This is a genomic window from Vallitalea sediminicola (genome assembly GCF_054408565.1).
In genome coordinates, this window is sequence record NZ_BTPT01000008.1 from 42,165 (window position 1) to 61,685 (window position 19,521).

General features: G+C 29.9%; 17 protein-coding genes. 15 read left to right on the top strand and 2 right to left on the bottom strand.

The features are described from left to right. The first annotated feature begins 115 nt into the window (after nucleotides 1–115). From ACX6CF_RS03370 to ACX6CF_RS03410, 9 genes are all read left to right on the top strand, one after another. Entirely contained in the window at nucleotides 116–808 is a 693-nt protein-coding gene (locus ACX6CF_RS03370) for a response regulator transcription factor (RefSeq protein ID WP_458783887.1), read from the top strand. Then, nucleotides 795–2,387 (top strand): HAMP domain-containing sensor histidine kinase, encoded by a 1,593-nt coding sequence (locus tag ACX6CF_RS03375; protein WP_458783888.1) that lies wholly within the window; start codon nucleotides 795–797, stop codon nucleotides 2,385–2,387. The genes ACX6CF_RS03370 and ACX6CF_RS03375 overlap by 14 nt, the downstream gene beginning before the upstream one ends. A 4-nt stretch (nucleotides 2,388–2,391) precedes the next feature. Continuing rightward, nucleotides 2,392–3,048: an alpha/beta fold hydrolase gene (locus ACX6CF_RS03380; RefSeq protein ID WP_458783889.1), complete on the top strand. Its 657-nt coding sequence runs from the start codon at nucleotides 2,392–2,394 to the stop codon at nucleotides 3,046–3,048. Nucleotides 3,049–3,209: 161 nt separating this feature from the next. After that, a complete protein-coding gene (locus tag ACX6CF_RS03385) occupies nucleotides 3,210–3,887 on the top strand; it encodes a 4'-phosphopantetheinyl transferase family protein (protein WP_458783890.1) in 678 nt (225 codons plus the stop codon). After that, a complete protein-coding gene (locus ACX6CF_RS03390) occupies nucleotides 3,884–5,395 on the top strand; it encodes an amino acid adenylation domain-containing protein (RefSeq protein WP_458783891.1) in 1,512 nt (503 codons plus the stop codon). Before ACX6CF_RS03385 ends, ACX6CF_RS03390 begins: the two co-directional genes overlap by 4 nt. 15 nt (nucleotides 5,396–5,410) lie before the next feature. After that, on the top strand, nucleotides 5,411–5,638 hold the full coding sequence (locus ACX6CF_RS03395; protein WP_458783892.1) for an acyl carrier protein: 228 nt from the start codon (nucleotides 5,411–5,413) through the stop codon (nucleotides 5,636–5,638). A 5-nt stretch (nucleotides 5,639–5,643) separates the two neighbouring features. Further along, nucleotides 5,644–7,197 carry an MBOAT family O-acyltransferase gene (locus tag ACX6CF_RS03400; protein ID WP_458783893.1) on the top strand — a complete coding sequence of 518 codons (1,554 nt, stop codon included), beginning with the start codon at nucleotides 5,644–5,646 and terminating at the stop codon, nucleotides 7,195–7,197. After that, nucleotides 7,197–8,144 carry a hypothetical protein gene (locus ACX6CF_RS03405; RefSeq protein ID WP_458783894.1) on the top strand — a complete coding sequence of 316 codons (948 nt, stop codon included), beginning with the start codon at nucleotides 7,197–7,199 and terminating at the stop codon, nucleotides 8,142–8,144. Before ACX6CF_RS03400 ends, ACX6CF_RS03405 begins: the two co-directional genes overlap by 1 nt. Nucleotides 8,145–8,216: 72 nt before the next feature. Then, nucleotides 8,217–8,639, top strand: coding sequence for a hypothetical protein (locus ACX6CF_RS03410; RefSeq protein WP_458783895.1), 423 nt, complete (start codon nucleotides 8,217–8,219; stop codon nucleotides 8,637–8,639). Nucleotides 8,640–8,731: 92 nt separating this feature from the next. Here ACX6CF_RS03410 and ACX6CF_RS03415 read toward each other — a convergent pair whose 3' ends face one another. Further along, complete coding sequence (locus tag ACX6CF_RS03415; RefSeq protein WP_458783896.1) at nucleotides 8,732–10,090, bottom strand: FAD-dependent oxidoreductase; 1,359 nt, start codon at nucleotides 10,088–10,090, stop codon at nucleotides 8,732–8,734. An 18-nt stretch (nucleotides 10,091–10,108) separates the two neighbouring features. Beyond that, the gene (locus tag ACX6CF_RS03420; protein ID WP_458783897.1) at nucleotides 10,109–11,386 is read right to left on the bottom strand and encodes a benzoate/H(+) symporter BenE family transporter; all 1,278 of its coding nucleotides are present in this window, start codon (nucleotides 11,384–11,386) and stop codon (nucleotides 10,109–10,111) included. Between the two features lie 320 nt (nucleotides 11,387–11,706). Between ACX6CF_RS03420 and ACX6CF_RS03425 the strand changes: the two genes are divergently transcribed. The 6 genes from ACX6CF_RS03425 (at nucleotide 11,707) to ACX6CF_RS03450 (ending at nucleotide 19,487) form a co-directional block, all read left to right on the top strand. Further along, nucleotides 11,707–12,399 carry a GntR family transcriptional regulator gene (locus ACX6CF_RS03425; RefSeq protein WP_458783898.1) on the top strand — a complete coding sequence of 231 codons (693 nt, stop codon included), beginning with the start codon at nucleotides 11,707–11,709 and terminating at the stop codon, nucleotides 12,397–12,399. 418 nt (nucleotides 12,400–12,817) lie between these two features. After that, on the top strand, nucleotides 12,818–13,693 hold the full coding sequence (locus ACX6CF_RS03430; protein ID WP_458783899.1) for a hypothetical protein: 876 nt from the start codon (nucleotides 12,818–12,820) through the stop codon (nucleotides 13,691–13,693). A 150-nt stretch (nucleotides 13,694–13,843) separates the two neighbouring features. Continuing rightward, nucleotides 13,844–14,395, top strand: coding sequence for a hypothetical protein (locus ACX6CF_RS03435; protein ID WP_458783900.1), 552 nt, complete (start codon nucleotides 13,844–13,846; stop codon nucleotides 14,393–14,395). Between the two features lie 299 nt (nucleotides 14,396–14,694). After that, nucleotides 14,695–16,494 carry a sensor histidine kinase gene (locus ACX6CF_RS03440; RefSeq protein WP_458783901.1) on the top strand — a complete coding sequence of 600 codons (1,800 nt, stop codon included), beginning with the start codon at nucleotides 14,695–14,697 and terminating at the stop codon, nucleotides 16,492–16,494. Beyond that, a complete protein-coding gene (locus tag ACX6CF_RS03445; protein WP_458783902.1) occupies nucleotides 16,484–18,109 on the top strand; it encodes a response regulator transcription factor in 1,626 nt (541 codons plus the stop codon). The genes ACX6CF_RS03440 and ACX6CF_RS03445 overlap by 11 nt, the downstream gene beginning before the upstream one ends. Before the next feature lie 82 nt (nucleotides 18,110–18,191). Then, nucleotides 18,192–19,487 carry an ABC transporter substrate-binding protein gene (locus tag ACX6CF_RS03450; RefSeq protein WP_458783903.1) on the top strand — a complete coding sequence of 432 codons (1,296 nt, stop codon included), beginning with the start codon at nucleotides 18,192–18,194 and terminating at the stop codon, nucleotides 19,485–19,487. Nucleotides 19,488–19,521 lie beyond the last annotated feature (34 nt).

A 19,521-nucleotide genomic window follows, 5' to 3' on the forward strand; every position in this document is an offset into this window, starting at 1 on the left:
CTTACTTGTATTTACTAAACTTAAATGAAAATAATAGTATCTCAGTGCATATTATATGCTATAATTAATTAAAATATTGATAAGAGAACAGAGTAAAAGCGTAAAGGGGAACACTATGCATAATACGATTCTTGTTGCTGAGGATAACTTAGAAATATCAAAATTAATAAAATTATATCTTGAGGTTGAGGGATATGAGGTGTTTGTTGCAGATAATGGGCTTGACGGTCTTTCATGCGTAAAGGAAAATAAGATTGATCTTGCAATCCTTGATATTATGATGCCAAAAATGGATGGCTATGAGCTAACACGTGAAATTCGAAAAATCAGTAATATGCCCATACTAATTTTATCTGCTAAAAATGAGGATATTGACAAAATTCTAGGACTTAATATGGGTGCTGATGATTACATAACCAAGCCATTCAATCCCCTTGAAATCGTTGCAAGGGTAAATGCTGCACTAAGAAGGCATTATAAATTAAGTGGTAATGAAAAGAACAGTGGTGTTTTAAGCCTAGGAGAATTAACCCTTGATACAAACAACTGCCGATTGGTTAAGCAAGAACATGAAATTCCATTAACAGCTACGGAATTCAAAATTCTTGCACTCCTAATGAGGGTACCTGAACGAATCTTTTCTAAAATACAGATAATTGAGCATATAAAAGGTGAATACTTTGAAACTGATGATAATTCCGTAACAGTGCATATATCTCACATCCGTGAAAAAATTGGTATTAATAATAATGGCAATCAATATATAAAAACTGTGAAAGGTTTGGGATATAAAATTGAAGATAAGTAAAAAAAGACTTGGCTTTTTTGGAATAATAGTCCGTAATTTCATCATATTTACTGTGAGTGTTTTAGCAGTTCTTATTATTGCATGTATTATTGGAGTTGCAGTAATATTTTTTGGTTTTACAAATTATTCGGTCAATCTTGAGGATAATAAGGAGCTTTTTATTGAGGGTAATTATGATTCTTTTCAGAGAGAAAGATTACTGGGAGCAGATGGTTATTTTGCTGTTTTGGATGAAAATAATAATGTGATTTACAGAAGTGAAGGTGCCAAGTCTTTTAATTTATCTAAGAAACAAGTGGATTTGATTCCTGATAGTGAAGTTGGGCTTACAATATCAATAGATGAATATGTGGGTCAAGATAATAACAAATATATTAATGTTGCATATGAAACAGTAGATGAGGAAGATAATACTGTGAAATCCAATATAATACTTGATAGTGATTTTAACATATTATTCTCAGATATCCCCAATATAGAAAAAAGGCTTTCAGAATCTGATTTCAACCTTTTAACAGGAAAATATAAAGATGATATTAATATCTCAAAGTTAAGCTATACTAGTAAAAATGGAAAAACGTTTAGTGTGGTTTTTTGTCGTAATGTTGATTCTGATAACTTGAATGCTTCTATGAAGGTTATTAATTACATTGGGATTGCTTATCTAGTATTTTTTATTGTTGCAGTACTACTTTTTGTAATCAGTCTTAATAAAAAAGTAAAAGAACCTCTGTTGCTTTTAGGTAACGCAATAAAGAATATCGCAGAAGGTAAGACGGATAAGATTATTAGATATAAAGGACCTAGAGAATTTGAAGAGATTTGTAACAGCTTCAATGATATGGCTCTAAAATTACACGAAACGGAGAAGAAGCGTGTTGGTGCTGAACAAGAAAAACAAAAGATGTTAGCGGACATATCTCACGATTTAAAGACACCTATAACGGTTATTCAAGGATATGCAAAAGCCGTTGCTGATAAAAAAGTAAACGACAACGAGCGTAGTGAATATCTTAATACCATATACAAAAAGTCAAACTCACTAGCAGAGCTTATAAATACATTTAGTGAATACAGTAAGCTTGAAAGACCAGATTTCAAAATTGAGACTGTAAGAACGAATATCAGTGAATTTGCAAGAAACTATCTCATTGATAAGTATGAGGAACTAGATTTCTTGGGTTTTGAACTTGATATCCTAATACCAGATGAAGCTATTTATTGTATGCTGGACGTATTCCAGATGAAGCGTGTATTTGAGAATATTATCTCAAACACTGTAAAATATAATGAGAAGGGTACTATCATATCATTTGTTCTAGAAAGAATAGATGGTAAATGTATTATTCGTATTGGTGACAACGGTGTTGGAATTACTAATGATCTGAAGAAAACTATATTTAATCCATTTTCAATGGGTGATACTTCACGTAGCGAATTAAAAGGTTCAGGACTTGGAATGGCTATAGTCAAGAAAATTGTAACTGCACATAGAGGAACAATTGAACTTTTACAAGAAAAGTTGGAGGGGCTTTCTGTAGTATATGAAATAATTTTCCCCCTAACAGAAGAGGAATAAGAATATGTTTATAAAAGTTAATGAAGTCACGTTATTTTATCAAAAATATGGTTCAGGAAATCCTTTGATAATGCTTCATGGCAATGGTGAGACACACGAGATTTTTAATAGCTCTATTTCACTTTTACAAGAATATTTTACTGTATATGCTATTGACTTTCGAGATCATGGTAATAGTACTAAGGTATCTGAGTTGCATTATGAAGATCACGCTAAGGATATCTATGAATTCATTAATCAGCTTAATATCAAAAATCCTATATACTATGGTTTTAGTGATGGAGGAATTGTAGGGTTTATGCTTGCTTCCAAGTATCCGGACTTGTTTTCAAAGCTTATTGTCAGTGGTCCTAACATTAATCCCAAAGGGTTGAGAACTTTCTCAAGACTCATGATGAAGTTAATATATATCATTAAAAAATCTCAAAAGGTTAAGATGATGTTACAAGAACCGAATATATCTTTGTCTGACCTTTCAAAAATTAAGGTGCCAACTTACATAACTGGAGGAAGTTTTGATGTTATTACTAAAAAACACCTTTGTTTAATTCATGAAAATGTAAGAAATAGTATATTAAAAATCTTTAAGTATCATACTCATACCAATTATATTATAGATAGTGATATTATTGGTAAATACATCATCCAAGTATGTAAATAAACTATTTGAATTAAGATTGCCTGAGAAGCAATCTTTTTTTATTGCTTTTATTAACGTAACATTAAGAAATCTTAATGTAACATTTAAGAAATTTTAATGTTTATTTTGAGATAATTTAATTTTAAGATGATAAACTATGTTCATAGCTTGGAGGTGAGGTTGTGAAAACATTAGCAATAATTAAAGATATTGATATAAAGAATGCAGAACAATTCAATGTATCTTTAATTCCAATAGAGAGGCAAAAACGTATAGCACTTTTTGCTGATAAGCTGAAAAAAGAACGATTTTTAGCGGTGGAACATGCAACTTCAAAATTCGCCTCAATAAGCTTTGGTATTCCTGTTTCGAATTTTAGTGGAGGTATCGGTGAAAAACCTTACTTGAAGGATTATCCAGATATCTCAGTAAGTCGTTCATATGCTGGGGAGTATATTGTTATAGCCGCTGAGCGTTCATATAGTATTGGTGTTGATTGTGAGGCGGTACAAGATTTTAATAGTAATATTGTGAAATATTTCTTTACCGATAGAGAACGAAAATATATTGAATCATCAAATGATAGAAATACTGCATTTACTTTGCTGTGGACAAGAAAAGAAAGTTTTATAAAATGTATTGGAAGAGGAATAGATTATCCTATTAATACAATCGATGTAACACCTATAAAGGATATAGATAATATTCACAGTGATAAACCAATATTTTCTGAGAATGACAAAATAAATGATTGTTATATTAACAGTTATATTTATGAAAAACTTGTTATATCAGTTTGCAGTGATAATAATGATGCTTTTCCCATATTAGACAATATTTATAAAGGAGCAGTCAAATGAATAAAACGATACTTGATTATTTCGATAAAACAGTAAGCTTATATCCAGAGAATGTAGCTGTTGGAGACATTGAGTCTGAGATTACCTATAAATTGCTACAAGAAAAGGCTAGAGTAATAGGCTCAACAATTGCAGAAAATGATTTGATGAAAAAGCCTATTGCAATTCTTATGAATCGTAATATTAATGTTACTGCTGCTATGTTAGGGGTTCTGTACAGTGGGAATTTTTATGTAGTACTTGACTGCGATTCTCCATTAGATAGACTAGCAAAGATAATGGATACCCTTTCACCAGCAGCAGTTATATATGAATCAGAATTCGATGATGTAGTTAGTCGCTTTGAAGTTGAATGTCATAAAATGGACTTTGAAAAAATTATGGAAAACCAGGTAAAGAGTGAGTTACTTGAAAAAGTCCGTTCTCAGATTCTTTCTACGGATCCTGCATATTCAATATTTACTTCAGGATCAACAGGAAGTCCAAAAGGTGCGTTGCTTACTCATCAAAATGTCATAAGTTATATAGATTGGTTTATTACATGTTTTAGGATAGATGAGAAAACAGTATTCGGTTCTCAGACACCACTTTATTTTAGTATGTCGGTTACTGATATGTTTGCTTCATTATTTACAGGAAGTGCATACCAGATGATCCCAAAGGAGTTTTTTACATTTCCTATTAAGCTCATTGAATTTATGAATGAGCGAAAGATAAATGCAATCTATTGGGTGCCATCGGCTCTAGGAATTGCTGCCAAATTTGATTTATTCAAATATTGTAAACCAAAGTATCTTGAAAAAGTGTTGTTTGCTGGAGAGGTCATGCCAGTGAAATATCTTAATTATTGGAAAAAATATTTTCCTCATTTAGTATATGCTAATCTTTTTGGACCTACAGAAACCACAGATATATGTGCATATTACATTGTGGATCGAGAGTTTTTAGAGACACAGACTTTACCAATAGGTATACCTTGCAGTAATTGCCGTTTGTTTGTTCTTGATGAAAAAGGAGATGAAGTATCAAAAGGAGTAGAGGGAGAGCTATATGCTTCTGGACCCTTTATTGCCAAGGGATATTATAAAAATAAAGAAAAGACTGCAGAGGTATTCGTACAGAATCCTTTACAGAATGAATATCCTGAGATCGTTTATAAAACAGGTGATTTGGTTAGACATAATGATAGTGGTGAGTTTGAGTATATAGGACGAAAAGATTTTCAGATAAAACATATGGGTTATCGTATTGAAACTGGAGAAATAGAATCGGCTTTTGGAGCAATAGAAGGAGTAGAACTTGCAATCTGTATCTATGATAGTAAAAATGATAAGTTGATTTTAGCTTATGAAGGTAATGAAGAGATTGCAAATGTTCTTAGATCAACTGCTGAAAAGTCACTACCAGAATATATGCGTCCACATGATTATAAAGCTTTTGACATTTTTCCAAAGAATGCAAATGGCAAGATAGATAGAAAACAACTAAAAAATATTATTTTAAATTAAAAGGAGAAGATAAAAATGGAAAAAATATATGAGATTCTTTCAACAATAATACCAGGAGTAGATTACAAGGATGCAACTAATTTAGTTGATGGTAAAATATTAACTTCACTTAATATTGCAAGGCTTGTGGCATCGCTTAATTATGAATTCGATATTGAAATAACACCAATTCATCTCATACCAGAAAATTTTAATTCTGTAGAAAATATATATAAGCTAGTTATATCACTTGATGGAGAATAAATGATATGCCATATCTTATTCTAATATTATTATTAATATTTACCCTGGTAACTACTGTAATTTATGCTGTTTGTCCATGCAAACAACGTCACCTTATATTACTAGCAACAAGTTTTGTATTCTACGGGATTTTTTGTGGATTTGGAATTGTTTTTCTTATAGTGACTATTTTGACATCCTATTATGCAGCAATACTAATGGATAAGATTCCTGAAAGATATTGTTTTGAAGGACTTCTTAAAAAGGAACGAAAACGATTAAAGGCAGAAATAAAAAAGAAAAAACGTATTATTTTAGCATTATATGTGATTGTTAATATAGGAATTCTATTAACATTAAAATATTTTAATTTCTTTGCATCATCAAGCGTTGGAATACTTGGTTGGTTAGGAATAAATGTTTCTGCTCCAGTAATAAAGATAGCTTTGCCTCTAGGAATATCTTATTATACTTTGCAGTCAATAAGTTATGTAGTGGATGTTTTAAGAGGGAAGTATCAAGCTGAGAAAAATATTTTTAAAATAGCTCTATTCATAAGCTTTTTCCCACAAATGCATGAAGGACCATTTGGAAGATATGATGCCCTTATACCTCAGATGACAAGTGGAGAGCAAATCAAGATTAATAATTTATATAACGGTATTGCTCGAATGTTTTGGGGAATGTTCAAGATATTTATGGTTGCAAATAGAGCCGCAATTATATCAGATGCTGTCTTCAAGAATTATGAATCTTATGGAGGATTCACTGTTATTATAGGTGTTATTGCATATACAATTCAATTATATGCGGAATTCTCTGGATATATAGATGTAGCAGCAGGAGTGGCTAAGATATTTGGAATTGGACTCGCTAAGAATTTTGATATGCCATTCTTAGCATTGAATGTGGGAGATTTCTGGAGGAGATGGCATATTTCTCTAGGAGGTTGGTTCCGTGATTACATATTCTATCCTATTTCAACTTCTAGAACATTGATGAAACTAATGAAGAATCTACCAACTTTTTTGGCTAATTTATTAACTATTACCATTCCATTATTTTTAGTTTGGTTTTTAACAGGACTTTGGCATGGTGCAAGCTCAAAATATATTGTTTACGGGCTATATTATTTTGTATTAATGATTATATTTAATCTGATTTCTCCTTTGGTAAATAGAGTATTAAATAAGAATAATATAATTTCTGGAAATAAGATTATCAAAGGATTGAGATTAACAAAAACTCTTATGTTTGTTGGCATTGGAATGCTTATGTTCAGAGCAGAGAACTTATTTGTATTTCGTCAGATGTTAGGGTCAGTTTTTTCAAAAGGCTCTAAGTTTCAGCTTCTTAGTGTGATTGAACCTAATGACTTTATAATTTTCATTCTTTCATTCATAGTAATATTACTGTCAGTAATTATGAAGTTAAAAGATATTGATATAGAAAGCAGATTTGAAGCTCTTTCATCATATAAAAAATATTGGATTTGCTTTAGTGTGTTTTGTATTGTAGTTATTTTTGGTGCATATGGATTGGGATATATTCCACCTGATCCCATTTATGGAGGTTTCTAATGAAAAGACTTAAAATTATTATAACGGTTTCTAGTTGCTTTTTGATTACAGCTATTATATATATGTATATATGTCTCATTGTTTCTCCAAAATCAATTAATGATTCTGGTGGTGCAAAATATTATAGAGGAATGGGTTTCCTTGCTGAGCCAAATAATTCAATTGATGTAATGGTATATGGAAACTCTGATGTCTATGCTGGATTCGTACCAGCAAAACTGTATGAGAAATATGGTTATACATCATACGCTTCTGGTACTGTATTGCAGACAATTGGTGATATAAATCGTTTGTTAAGGAAGACACTGAAGACTCAAGCACCAAAAGTAGCTATTCTTGAAGTTGACTGTCTTTATGAAAAAAGGAATAAAGCTATTGATGATTCTAATTTTCTTCTTTCACCATTTGTGTTTCATGTTAGATGGAAAGAGTTAAAGCTAAGAGATTTTTATACAATACCTAATAGGTCTAAGAAATATGATATAACTAAAGGGTTTGTTCATTCGGATGAGATCAACAAATATGATGCTGGTGATTATATGGGAAACAAGAATCAAAAACCTCATCCTATACCTAGACGAAACCTAAAACAACTTAAGAACTTTATTAAGATATGTAGAACAAATAATATAAAAATCCTTTTTCTAGAGCTTCCTAGCGCATCTTCATGGAATTATGCAAAACATAATTATATTAACTATTTGTCAAAGGATTTAAATATTCCATTTATAGATTTGAATGAGAAAGACAGTGATTTCAAAATAGATTTTTTAAGGGACTTTAGAGATAATGGAGACCATATGAATATCTTTGGTGCTGAAAAAGCTACAACTTATGTTGGAAGATATTTAAAAGAAAAATATAGTTCAATACTATCGGATAGACGTAATGTTAGAAAGTATGCTCATTGGCAGGAGGTTTTAGATCATTTCAAGAAAGTATTATGATAAATAATTAATGTAGTCATGAATAAGTTATTTGTGTACTTCATTTACTAGAGAAAATAATGAATAAAGTAGATGATTAGAATGTTATCTGTAGTTGTTACTTTAATTACTTTGTGTAGTGTAGGTGTGTTATTATGTTTTAAAGGGAAAAAAATGTTTGGTTTGTTGACAAGATTTCTCTATAAGGCTTCAGTTGCATTATTAGGTGGAGGCTTTAAATTTATAACTGTTTTTTTAATATTAAGTACATCATTTGTCGGGGCATCTTTACTAGGAACAATAGCTATATTTTTATATCATAATAGTAATGATTTATCAAATTATGTATATGTAGATGGATTTATATCCACTGCCTCACATCTTACTAAATATTTAACTTGTACATATAACATGGATAATGATGTTACACAAGTTATTGTGAAATTAGTGATTTTTATTACTGCAGTCATGACTCAATTAAGAGATGAAAAAGAAGTAGAAGTAAAGTGTCAGTAGAGTAAAGTATCTGATGGTAGCAGTCTATAAAATCTACCATTACAAGATAAACCCACGAGAATTATCTTCGTGGGTTTATCTTGTAATTTTTATTATCCTAAACGTGCATCTTCCACATTTAATAACGTTCTTATTTCTTCACCTTTGATATCTCTGAATTTAATATTTTCTTTTAATGACTTATCTGCTGCTAATGCTGCTGCATGTCCGTAACCAAAACATTGTGAGATTACACGACAGCTTGCTAATGCATGATGTTCAGCACTAAGATTTCTACCTGCAACAATCAGGTTTTCACCAACTGCTGGAACTAAAGCTCCATAAGGAACTTCATAATAATCATTTATCAGCCAGAATAAATAAGGTTTTTCCCCATTATGTAATTCAATAGGCCATGGGCAAGCCACTATTCCGTCACTTCTTTTTCTAGCAGATTTAACATCATCATTAAGTAGTTTTTCGATTCCCACTATACTTCTAGTTTGTCTCACACCAACTTCACAAGATAAATCGTTTATGAAAGATGTTTCACAACCAGGTATGTATTCTTTGAAGAATTTTGCATATTCTATAACTTGCTTTCGGGCTACTTGTTCAGCTTCGGTATGATCGTCAGGGTCACAAACATTAAGTAGATGACCGTCTCTGCCTGTTAGTAATGTTACATTCATAAACAATTCATTAGGTCTTGTTGTATGGTATACCCAAACCTTAAGTCTAGGAAGTTCGGCACCTTTTTGAGTAGCTTTTTTCATAGCTTCTGTTACTTTATCAGGAGATATTCTGTCTTCGCCCCAATATTCGAAGAATTTTTTAACATCTACACCACCTAGACGGAAAATCATAGTTGGATTTTGAATTACGCCGTTATCTCCCATTGTATATTCATAACCAGCACGATAGATAATATCAGCATCGCCAGTTGCATCAATCATCACTTTTGATTTTATCTGAGCTAAACCGCTTTTTGTGTCGATGACAACACCTTTGAATACATCATTATCTTTTATGACACCAACTATTGTTGAATGGTATAATATTTTTCCACCAGCTTCAAGAATCATATCTTCAGCAACTTCTTTGAAGATTTGTGGGTTATGGGGAACTAAAAATGTTTTACCATATGGCTGAGGTTCGGTAACACCATTTCTTTCTTTCAATGCCTCATAAAACTTATTAGTCCATCCGAAAACTGCCTGTTTTGGTTCTTCTTCTAATGGATTATCACATCCGTAAAACATTCCGCAGAATGTACCTGAGTAACCAGCTACAGATGCTCCACCTAGAAAACCAAGTCTTTCAACAAGTAATGTTTTATTCTTATGTCTAGCTGCTGTCTCAGCGGCAGCTATTCCAGCTGGTCCACCACCTGCAACTAATACATCTACTTCATCATAAACCGGTAAATCACAATTTGATTCAAATACAATTAAACTTTTATATTTCTTCATAATAATTCCTCATCAATTTTATTTTTTGTTATTCATAATTGCTTTTAGATCTTTAGTTTCTAATACTGCCGCTATAATAAGTCCAACCAACAATGCCCAAAATGCTGAGCCAATACCTAAAAATGATTTTTGTGATAATGCTATAAAAAATGCAAAGAATGCTGATACTTGGAATTTATTGGCTTTGAATGCTGATTGTAATGATGATAAAATTACACCAACCATTGCTAAACCTGCAACCAAGTAGATTAATTTAAGTGGCATAGTACTTAAGAAAGGTACTAGTAAACTAGCGAAGATACCGATGATAGAACACCATATACCGCATACTACAGATGCAGCATAACGACCATCTTTATCATCTCCTGATTCATCAGATGCAACGATTGCAGTCATAGGACCTGCAATATTAGCATTATGTCCACCGAATAGTGAAGTAACAATACCACCAAGACCTGACCATATAGTCATGCTCTTGACAGGTGGCTCATAGTCTTGGCTCTTTAATACACCAATAGCTTGAGCATTTTCTGCACCAATAACAAGAAGTGCTAATGGAAGAGATACTGATACAAATACTCCTCCTACGTTTTCAAAAGAATATCCTATTAATTTTGGACCATAGAATTTGATACCTTCTAAAGCTGAGGCATCATATAATCCAAAAGCAAATACACATATTATTACAACTGCAAAAGCAGCTAGAATTGGAGGTATAACCTTAATCACTGGTCTAAGTTTAGTAAATATCAACCATGCTGCGATTGCCATAAAAGCAATTAATAAATACTGGCTATAATTTGGTTCGTTCATATTGCTTGACCAATTAAATATATAGTTGACCATATTTGTTACGAATTTAAATAAGCAACCAGCAGTCATTCCCATTACAATAGGCATAGGTAAAAATTTCATTACCTTACTAATTAGTCCTGTTACACCTAATATAAATACTAAAATACCAGCTAATAAAAATCCTGTACATAACTGTTGCAATGAATATCCTGCACCAGCTCCTGAAACGACAATTGCTGCACCTGATATAGACCAAGCACCAGGTATAGGCTCTTTATATTTCAATGATAGAATGATACCTAAAATAGGACCGAATACCCAACATGCAAAGATCCAAGAAGAGGTTTCTTGCATACTCCATCCACATGCATTACCATTAGCGAATAGTATAAGTGCTGTACACCAGCCAAAAATACCTGCAATGACACCTGAACTGATTGTCTTAGAATTTAAATGCTTTGGTAGATCTTTAATACCTTGAATAATGCTATTATTATTCATAATAATCCTCCTTAAAAAATTATGATAGAGCTTTAACTACGCTAAATATAAATACATTCCATTGTATATTATAAGTTGAATGTATCTAATATCAAGCGAAGCATTTAGTAGATAAAAATTTTAGACTCTAATATATCAATAATATAGCTGTAATATATTACTGATATATTATAATAATAATTTATCATTTTATGTCGAAAAAGTCAATACTATAAAATTAATTAGTCATAAGTGTTTCTAGTAAAGATGGAATATGTTTTTCTATATATGACAAAAATATTAATTATGTTATAATTCTATAGAGAGGAAGGAGAATCAAAATGGAAGATTATAAGTTTAAACAGAAAAATGTTGATTTTCTAGTAGATGATGCAAGTAAAAAAATTGAAGAAATGATTGTAACAGCAGATTTAAAACCTGGCAGTATTGTTTCCGAAAAAGAAATAAGTGAATATCTAGAGATTGGACGTACTCCTGTTCGTGAAGCATTGAAGCGTCTAGAGCCAACACATTTATTTAAAACCATTCCTCGTAAAGGAATTTTGATACGTATAGTTACTGTTGAAGAATTGTTATTACAGTTAGAACCTAGGAAAGTATTAGAAGAATTGGTTGTCAAAAGAGCTGCAAAATATGCATTCCCAGTTGAAAGAGAAAAATTAAGACAATTAGCTAGTGAATATAGAAAAGTCACAGATGAATGGGCGCCAGCAATAGAAGCCTTGAGAATTGATGATGAATTCAATAGATTATTATGCAAAGCTAGTAAAAATCCATTTATTGGACAAATGCTATTGCCACAACATGCATTAGCAAGAAGGCAATATTATCTTAATTATTTTATTGATAAAGACTTGACTGCAAGAGTTAATTATAGTCATGCAAAATTGATGGATGCTATAGCCGATGGCAATGTAAAAAAAGCATTGATGGAATTAGATGAGCTATTCAAGAATCTAAAGGAATTTAATAGTATAAGTCTTTCTACGTGGATACAGTTAGACGATAATTAAGAAGTCACCATGTATAATACACAGAAACTTATAAAGGTAAACTAATTATGTATATATGAACATGCCACTAAATAATTTTCAGGGGCATGTTTTTTGTTGTACGCAAATTAAATAAACAAAAAAGTCTCTTTATTTAATCAATTCAAAAATAAATCCATAAAAACCAATATAAAACAAAATAACTTGAAATATTCGAAAAAATATTGACATATATTCTAAATACTGATAATATAAATGAAGATTGATGCAGACTAAATACTAAAAATTACTAAACAAATTAAACATAATTATATATACAATACTTAGACTTTGTAAAACCAATTAGTCTAAATACATGTAATTTAGGTAAATTGATTAGTTTAGCTGCAGATAATACTAATCCTTTTATAAATAAAACCTAAAAAGGAGAAGTAGTAATATGAAAAAAATGTTAATTGTATTTTTGACAGCAATTATTATCTTAAACGCTAATGTAACATCTTATGCAAAGGCTCCAATTGATCTTAATGAAATTTATGCAGATGTGGATTCAAACCTTAATCTTTCTATAGATAAAGTTAAAGATTTATCAGAGGATGAATTAAATAAATATTTCAAAGATGTTTTTAATGTTAATCCGAATGAATTTACATATGAAGATAAAGTGACTGGTGTTGAAGCTGCTGCACTATTGTCGGGAATTCAAAAGTTTAATAATATGAGATTTTTTGATTCAAGTTATGAAAGAGTGTATACTACTTCGAGATCAGCTATAAACGATTGTGATTATACAGGTTCAAAAGGTCTTGCTTGGGTTAGAGATACTACTAAAGATGGAACACCTCTTTCATTAGGAGAGATTTTATCAGGCGTATATACTTTGGAAGTTGACTTTTTACCACACGTTGCAGCTACAACTATATATGCTTTAGGTAGTGATTATAATTTATTTGTTAGCGTAAAAAATGCAGCTACAACTGCTATAGCATCAGCGCTAATATGCAAAAAATTTGATGTTAAAGCTGCAATACCTGGAGCTGTTATAAGTTTTGCTGTAAGTATGGGATGGGATCTTTTAAATGCATTAGATAGAGATGCTATGAAAGATGTTCTATTGAGTATGGATGCATCAGATTTAATGAAAGTAGACTTTGTAACTTCAAGTAATATGGTTACAAAATGTTATTCAAAATATACTACTGAAGTTGAATGGATTGATTCCGATAAATGCTTTAAATACTTAGATATTGAAAATCCAACAGGTAAAAGTGGAAACTGGTATGGAGGACAACCAGGATATCTTTACTCATACTAATTTAAGTAGATTATTGTAATATAATAGCATCTTGATTGTAGGATTTATCTTACTATCAAGATGCTATAAAGTATTTAAATAACAAATTAATTTAGATACTATATAAGCCTTAATAAATATCATGATTAGAGAAGGAGAAAGACTACTATAATGAAAACTAGAAAACCCGTTTTTATAATAATAATTATAATTTTCGTATGCTATGTTATATTTGAATTAGTAATCCATAAGGATACTTTATTATTTTCATTAAGAAGAGATTCAATAAATGATGATTATTGTATAGAAAATTTCATCACCGTAGATAACCAAAACAATCAAACATTTAAAGATAGTAATAATATTACGATTAAAAATATCGGATTAATTCTTGATATTACAAATGAGTATTTTACAGAAATAAAACAATTAGATGATAGTATAGATGTAGTTGAATTATATCAGGATGCTTTTACTAAATTAATGATGCTTAAATTATCTGAAGAACATTCTAAACTAAAGGATCAGGCATCTGGTTTTATAGTTGAGCATAGTAAAAATTTTATAGTTGAAATTAGTGATAAAAGTGAAATTAATGAATTCAATATTGCTATGGATGAGAGATATCAGTCAATGTTGGATGAGATATTATATATATGTAAGGAAAAAAACATTACTGTGACATATGATGAAGAACATAATACTTTTTATTATAAGGAATGAGTGTCATCAAACCAACTTGAAAATTGATACTATTAATATAAAGATATATAGGATAAGTAAAACCAAGAATTCATACTAAGTAAATTCGGGTTTTGCTTTTTTTATAGCCCATAAAGATATTCTTGAATGTATAATATTGCTATTATTAAATATATTATGTATAGTTATTAATTTCATGTTATAATATACATGAATTACTTTTCTAAATGATAACATTTTCACAATTAACCTTTAGAATGTTAATAATAACATTGTTTGCAGAGCCTACTATATGTTACTTAGCTTGAAGGAGTGAACTAATGGTAAAACAATTCAAGGAAAAATTTCTTAATCTAAAAATCAAGGAAAAATTTTTGGGATCTTATATAATAATAATCTTTTTGACCTTTACAATGATTAGTATATCTAGTTACATAATATCAAAGAATTCTATTACTGAAAAATCTATACAATCTTCAAAATATCTTATGGAACAGCTTAGTGCTAACTTTGAAAATCATATTAATTCAATGACAGATTCAATATTTGTTCAAATATATAACTCGAAATTGGATAAAACTATTAAAATTGATGATGATGAAAATTTTGGTACTAAATATAATAAAAAAAGAGAAATAGATAAATTTTCTTTTAGCCTTCTTAATTATAATTCATATATAAAGGCTGTTATAATAGCTGATCTACAGGGAAATAAATACTATAATTCTTATAATACACCTCAAATGAGTTCCAACCAAATGGATGATATATTAAAAAAGGATAAAACTGAATCTTTATGGGGTAAACCTTTGTGGCAGCCATATAATGACGAATTGATTTTTGTAAATAGATTAATATATGATAGTGATAAGTTAAATAAAGTTGGTATTATTTCTATTGGAATTGATATTGATTATTTTGTAAATCTATATAAGAATATTAGTGCAGACAAGGGAAGTGAAATAATTGTTTTTGATGGGGAAGGAAATGTTCTTATTAAATCGGATAAAATGTCAGACGAGATGGTAGAGTTTTTTATTAGTAATTACGATATTAATAAAAAAACAATCAATATCTGGTATGACAATAAAGAATACATGTATACTTCTTGGGACTTAAATGATGGCAGTATGAAGCTGGTTAAAATAGTGGATATGGGAGTTCTATTAAAAGATTCATCATTAGTTTTAAAATGGATTTTATACATTGGAGTTATTTCAATAATTGTTGCCCTTATTATTGCAAATTTTATTGCAAATAATATTTCTAATAATGTTAAACTACTTTTAAAGAATATAAAAGTTATGTCGGAAGGGAATTTTAGAACGAGAATATTGCCAGTAAGCTACGATGAAATTGGTATGCTTGCTGTTGAATTTAATGAAATGGCAAAAAAGATAGAAGAGCTTCTTGAAACTATATATGATGAAAAAGTGAAAAAAAAGAACGCTCAGATAAAAGCTTTACAATTTGAATATGATGCTTTACAAGCTAAGATAAACCCGCACTTCTTATATAATACACTTGAAACCATGAATAGTATTGCAAAAATTCATGGAGACTATGAAACAAGTCGAATGGCATATCTTCTTGGTAATCTTTTGAGAGAAACCATCAGCAATAAAAACAATGTTATAATTCTTGAAGAAGAGATGGAATATATAAAAAGTTATCTTGAAATACAACAAATATCTTATAGGGATAAAATAGAGGTTAGATTTGATTTTGATGAAGCTCTCATGGATGCAGTTGTTCCAAAATTCATCTTACAACCCATAGTAGAGAATGCAATTGTACACGGACTGGAAAAGAAAATCGGAAAAGGTATAATCATAGTTAGTTCGAAATGTGATGCATATGATATGATATTAGAAGTGTATGATGATGGAGTGGGTATTGATAAATGTAAAATAAAAAATATACTACGAAATGAAGACTTTGATATAGATAGTGATAAAAAACATACAAAAGTTGGTATTAATAGTGTTAATAAACGAATTAAAATTTTGTATGGTGATGAATATGGAGTTCAAATACAAAGTGATACAAATCGTGGTACTAAAATTAGTGTTAGACTACCCCTGAATTTTGAAACCGAGGTGAAGCTTAATGAGTTATAAGGTTGTAATAATAGATGATAAGCCAGTTATTAGAGAATCCTTAATGAAAACAATAAAATGGAAACAATATGATTGTATTGTTATAGCGCAAGCTGAAAATGGATTTGATGGTGAGGATATTATAGACAAATATGAACCAGATATTGTGGTGACAGATATTAAAATGCCAGGAATGGATGGACTTGAACTGGCAGAATATATTAGAGACAAGAGACTAGATATGAAAGTAATCATTATAACAGGCTATCAGGAATTTGAATATGCACAAAAAGCAATAAGGTTAGGAATAGTTGACTTAGTATTAAAGCCAATTGATAATAATAAGTTTGAAAGTATAATTGATAAAACAATACAAAAAATTACTGAAGAAAGAAGTCGTAAGGAACTGCAAATAAAGATATTAAATGAAAAAAATATGTATAAGAATAAAGTTGATAGTTCATTATCCACGCTTAGAAGTAGTTTAATATCTGATATCATTCAAAAAAGAAAAGCAATCAATGAATTTACTAGTAAAGATATCTGTGACCTTAAATTAAATAATATTAAATATCATACTATTGTTTCAAGGGTCAGATCTAACAATACAAACATAGTGACAAGGATGTCAAATAAATTAAGAGAGCTTGTGTATGAATACATCAGTATTAATCATTTACAAATAATTGATACTATTATTAACAAAGATTCAGTATTTATTATAATATTTGATAAAAGTATAAGTGCTCGTAAAAGTAAAATTAAAATCAAGAATATCCTAAGAGAGATATATAATATAATTATGCAAGAATATGAAATGGAGTATTATTGTGTTGTAGTAAGTCCAATGTCGAAAAAGATAGAAGATTTAGTTGACTGTTATAATGATGCAGTTAATGTTCTAAATAGGAATTATTTCCACACAGAAAACAATATCATGTTCTCAAATGATTTTAAATTAATGAATATAGCAGATGATAATACCATGATAAACGACCTTGATAGTTTTTATAATGTAATCAAAAATATGTCTGAATCAAACATTAATCAAGAAATTGATAAAATAATTAATAAAATTGTTGCCAATGCAAACGGTAATATATTTGCTATAAAATGTCTGATATCAGAAATATGTATAACGCTGATGAGACATTATATCGTGGATATATATGAGCAATCACAGGTTAACAAGAGTGTAAATAAACTTATCAATGAAATAGATTTTCTTTCTAATGTTAAACAAGTAAAGAATTACCTGAAATCATATCTTTTATATATAAGAAAATGTACAAGTATGCATAAAAAAATTAATAATCCTACGGTCAATAGTGCTATCTCGTATATCAGTCAAAATTATAAAAAGGATATTTCACTAACAGAAATTGCTGAATATATATCTATAAACCCTTCTTATTTAAGTCGTCTTCTAAAGAAAGAAACAGGCAATAACTTTGTGGAAATATTGACAGATATACGTATGAGTAAGGCAAAGCAAATGTTAACGGAACCTGGAAGTAAAATAATTGAAGTGTGTAAAGCTGTTGGATATAAGGATTATTCTTACTTTTATCAAGTATTCAAAAAAAATGAAGGTGTTTCTCCTAGTCAATATATTAAACTAGGTAAAAAAATCTAATATAATGTAAAATATCTCTAATTGTTATTATTAGATTGATACAGTAAGCTTATGTTATCAAACAAAGGGAGGAATACACATAATGAAGAAAGTTATAGTAATTATAGTTGTATTGGTAACTATTTTAAGTTTGTTTACAGGGTGTGGTAAAAAAGAGAAAGTAGATTCATCTGATAATTCACAAGATAAGATAAAAGATATGGAATCAGAACAAGTTGTGGTAACAATATTTCATCATATTGGTGAACAATCTGCTAGAGATACATTTAAAAAACAAATAGAAGCTCTTGAAGCACTTAATCCAAATGTGAAATATGAAGTGCAGGGGATAGATTTTAATCAATTTGATACAATGCTTAAAACAAAGATTGCCGCAGGTGATGCACCAGATATTATTATGGGGCGTCCAAAAATGTATTTAGAGCTTATTAAAGCGGGACATATAATGGATATATCAGATCAGCCATTTATTGATAATATATATGAATCAGCTATTAGTTCTATGAAGATAGATGGAAAAGTCTATGGAATTCCTACTGTACTTGAAGGAATGGGAGTATTCTATAATAAAGATGTATTTGACAAATATGGAATTGAAATACCTAAAACACATAGTGAGCTAATGGAAGCAGTAGCTATATTAGATGAAAATGGTATTGTTCCATTTGCTAATGGTTTCAAAGATGGATGGACTGCTCAATGTAATATTCAAAGTGATTTTTATGGTTCACCACTTGCTAGTAACCCATTAATGTTTAAAGAAATTACAGAAGGAACTAAGAAGTTTTCTGATTATGAAGAGTTTATACAATCAATACAAAGATATAAAGAAAGACTTGATTATTCTAGTGAAAATGACTTTGGAATAGATGCAACTAAAGCTCGTACAATGTTAATTAAAGGTGAAGCTGCTATGCTTCTTCAAGGAACATGGGAAATTCGTGAGATAAGTAACCTTGCACCAGATGCCCAAATAGGATTTTTTACAACGCCTAACTCTGACAATCCAGATGAATCTTTATTAGGCCTTGCTTCAAGTGGTTCATATATGATAAGTTCACAAACTAAACATAAACAAGAAGCTTTAAAATTATTAGAATTTCGTGCTTCAGTTGAAGGAGCAAAGATCGATAATGCAGATGGTACACAAATTACATGTGTTAAAGAAGTTCCAACTGAAGGTATCAATCCTATAACTGTAGATGTAATGAAGATTGCAGAATCTAAAAAAACATATAATTATGAAGCAGAAGATATATTTGTAGGTCAGCGAAATGCTACATTTAGAAAATGGCAGGAGGAATTTGCCGCTGATCCTAATAGAGAAGTTGATAAGTATATAGAAAAATTAGTAAAAGAGTTTAACTCAATAGAATAATAAAACTGAATAAATGTATGATATTAAATTAAAT

Excerpts from the sequence above, each read along its gene's own strand:
- ACX6CF_RS03370 (WP_458783887.1), top strand. The coding sequence starts at position 116 with ATGCATAATACGATTCTTGTTGCTGAGGATAACTTAGAAATATCAAAA.
- ACX6CF_RS03380 (WP_458783889.1), top strand. The coding sequence starts at position 2,392 with ATGTTTATAAAAGTTAATGAAGTCACGTTATTTTATCAAAAATATGGT.
- ACX6CF_RS03390 (WP_458783891.1), top strand. The coding sequence starts at position 3,884 with ATGAATAAAACGATACTTGATTATTTCGATAAAACAGTAAGCTTATAT.
- ACX6CF_RS03395 (WP_458783892.1), top strand. The coding sequence starts at position 5,411 with ATGGAAAAAATATATGAGATTCTTTCAACAATAATACCAGGAGTAGAT.
- ACX6CF_RS03400 (WP_458783893.1), top strand. The coding sequence starts at position 5,644 with ATGCCATATCTTATTCTAATATTATTATTAATATTTACCCTGGTAACT.
- ACX6CF_RS03405 (WP_458783894.1), top strand. The coding sequence starts at position 7,197 with ATGAAAAGACTTAAAATTATTATAACGGTTTCTAGTTGCTTTTTGATT.
- ACX6CF_RS03410 (WP_458783895.1), top strand. The coding sequence starts at position 8,217 with ATGATTAGAATGTTATCTGTAGTTGTTACTTTAATTACTTTGTGTAGT.
- ACX6CF_RS03415 (WP_458783896.1), bottom strand. The coding sequence starts at position 10,090 with ATGAAGAAATATAAAAGTTTAATTGTATTTGAATCAAATTGTGATTTA.
- ACX6CF_RS03420 (WP_458783897.1), bottom strand. The coding sequence starts at position 11,386 with ATGAATAATAATAGCATTATTCAAGGTATTAAAGATCTACCAAAGCAT.
- ACX6CF_RS03425 (WP_458783898.1), top strand. The coding sequence starts at position 11,707 with ATGGAAGATTATAAGTTTAAACAGAAAAATGTTGATTTTCTAGTAGAT.
- ACX6CF_RS03430 (WP_458783899.1), top strand. The coding sequence starts at position 12,818 with ATGAAAAAAATGTTAATTGTATTTTTGACAGCAATTATTATCTTAAAC.
- ACX6CF_RS03435 (WP_458783900.1), top strand. The coding sequence starts at position 13,844 with ATGAAAACTAGAAAACCCGTTTTTATAATAATAATTATAATTTTCGTA.
- ACX6CF_RS03440 (WP_458783901.1), top strand. The coding sequence starts at position 14,695 with ATGGTAAAACAATTCAAGGAAAAATTTCTTAATCTAAAAATCAAGGAA.
- ACX6CF_RS03445 (WP_458783902.1), top strand. The coding sequence starts at position 16,484 with ATGAGTTATAAGGTTGTAATAATAGATGATAAGCCAGTTATTAGAGAA.
- ACX6CF_RS03450 (WP_458783903.1), top strand. The coding sequence starts at position 18,192 with ATGAAGAAAGTTATAGTAATTATAGTTGTATTGGTAACTATTTTAAGT.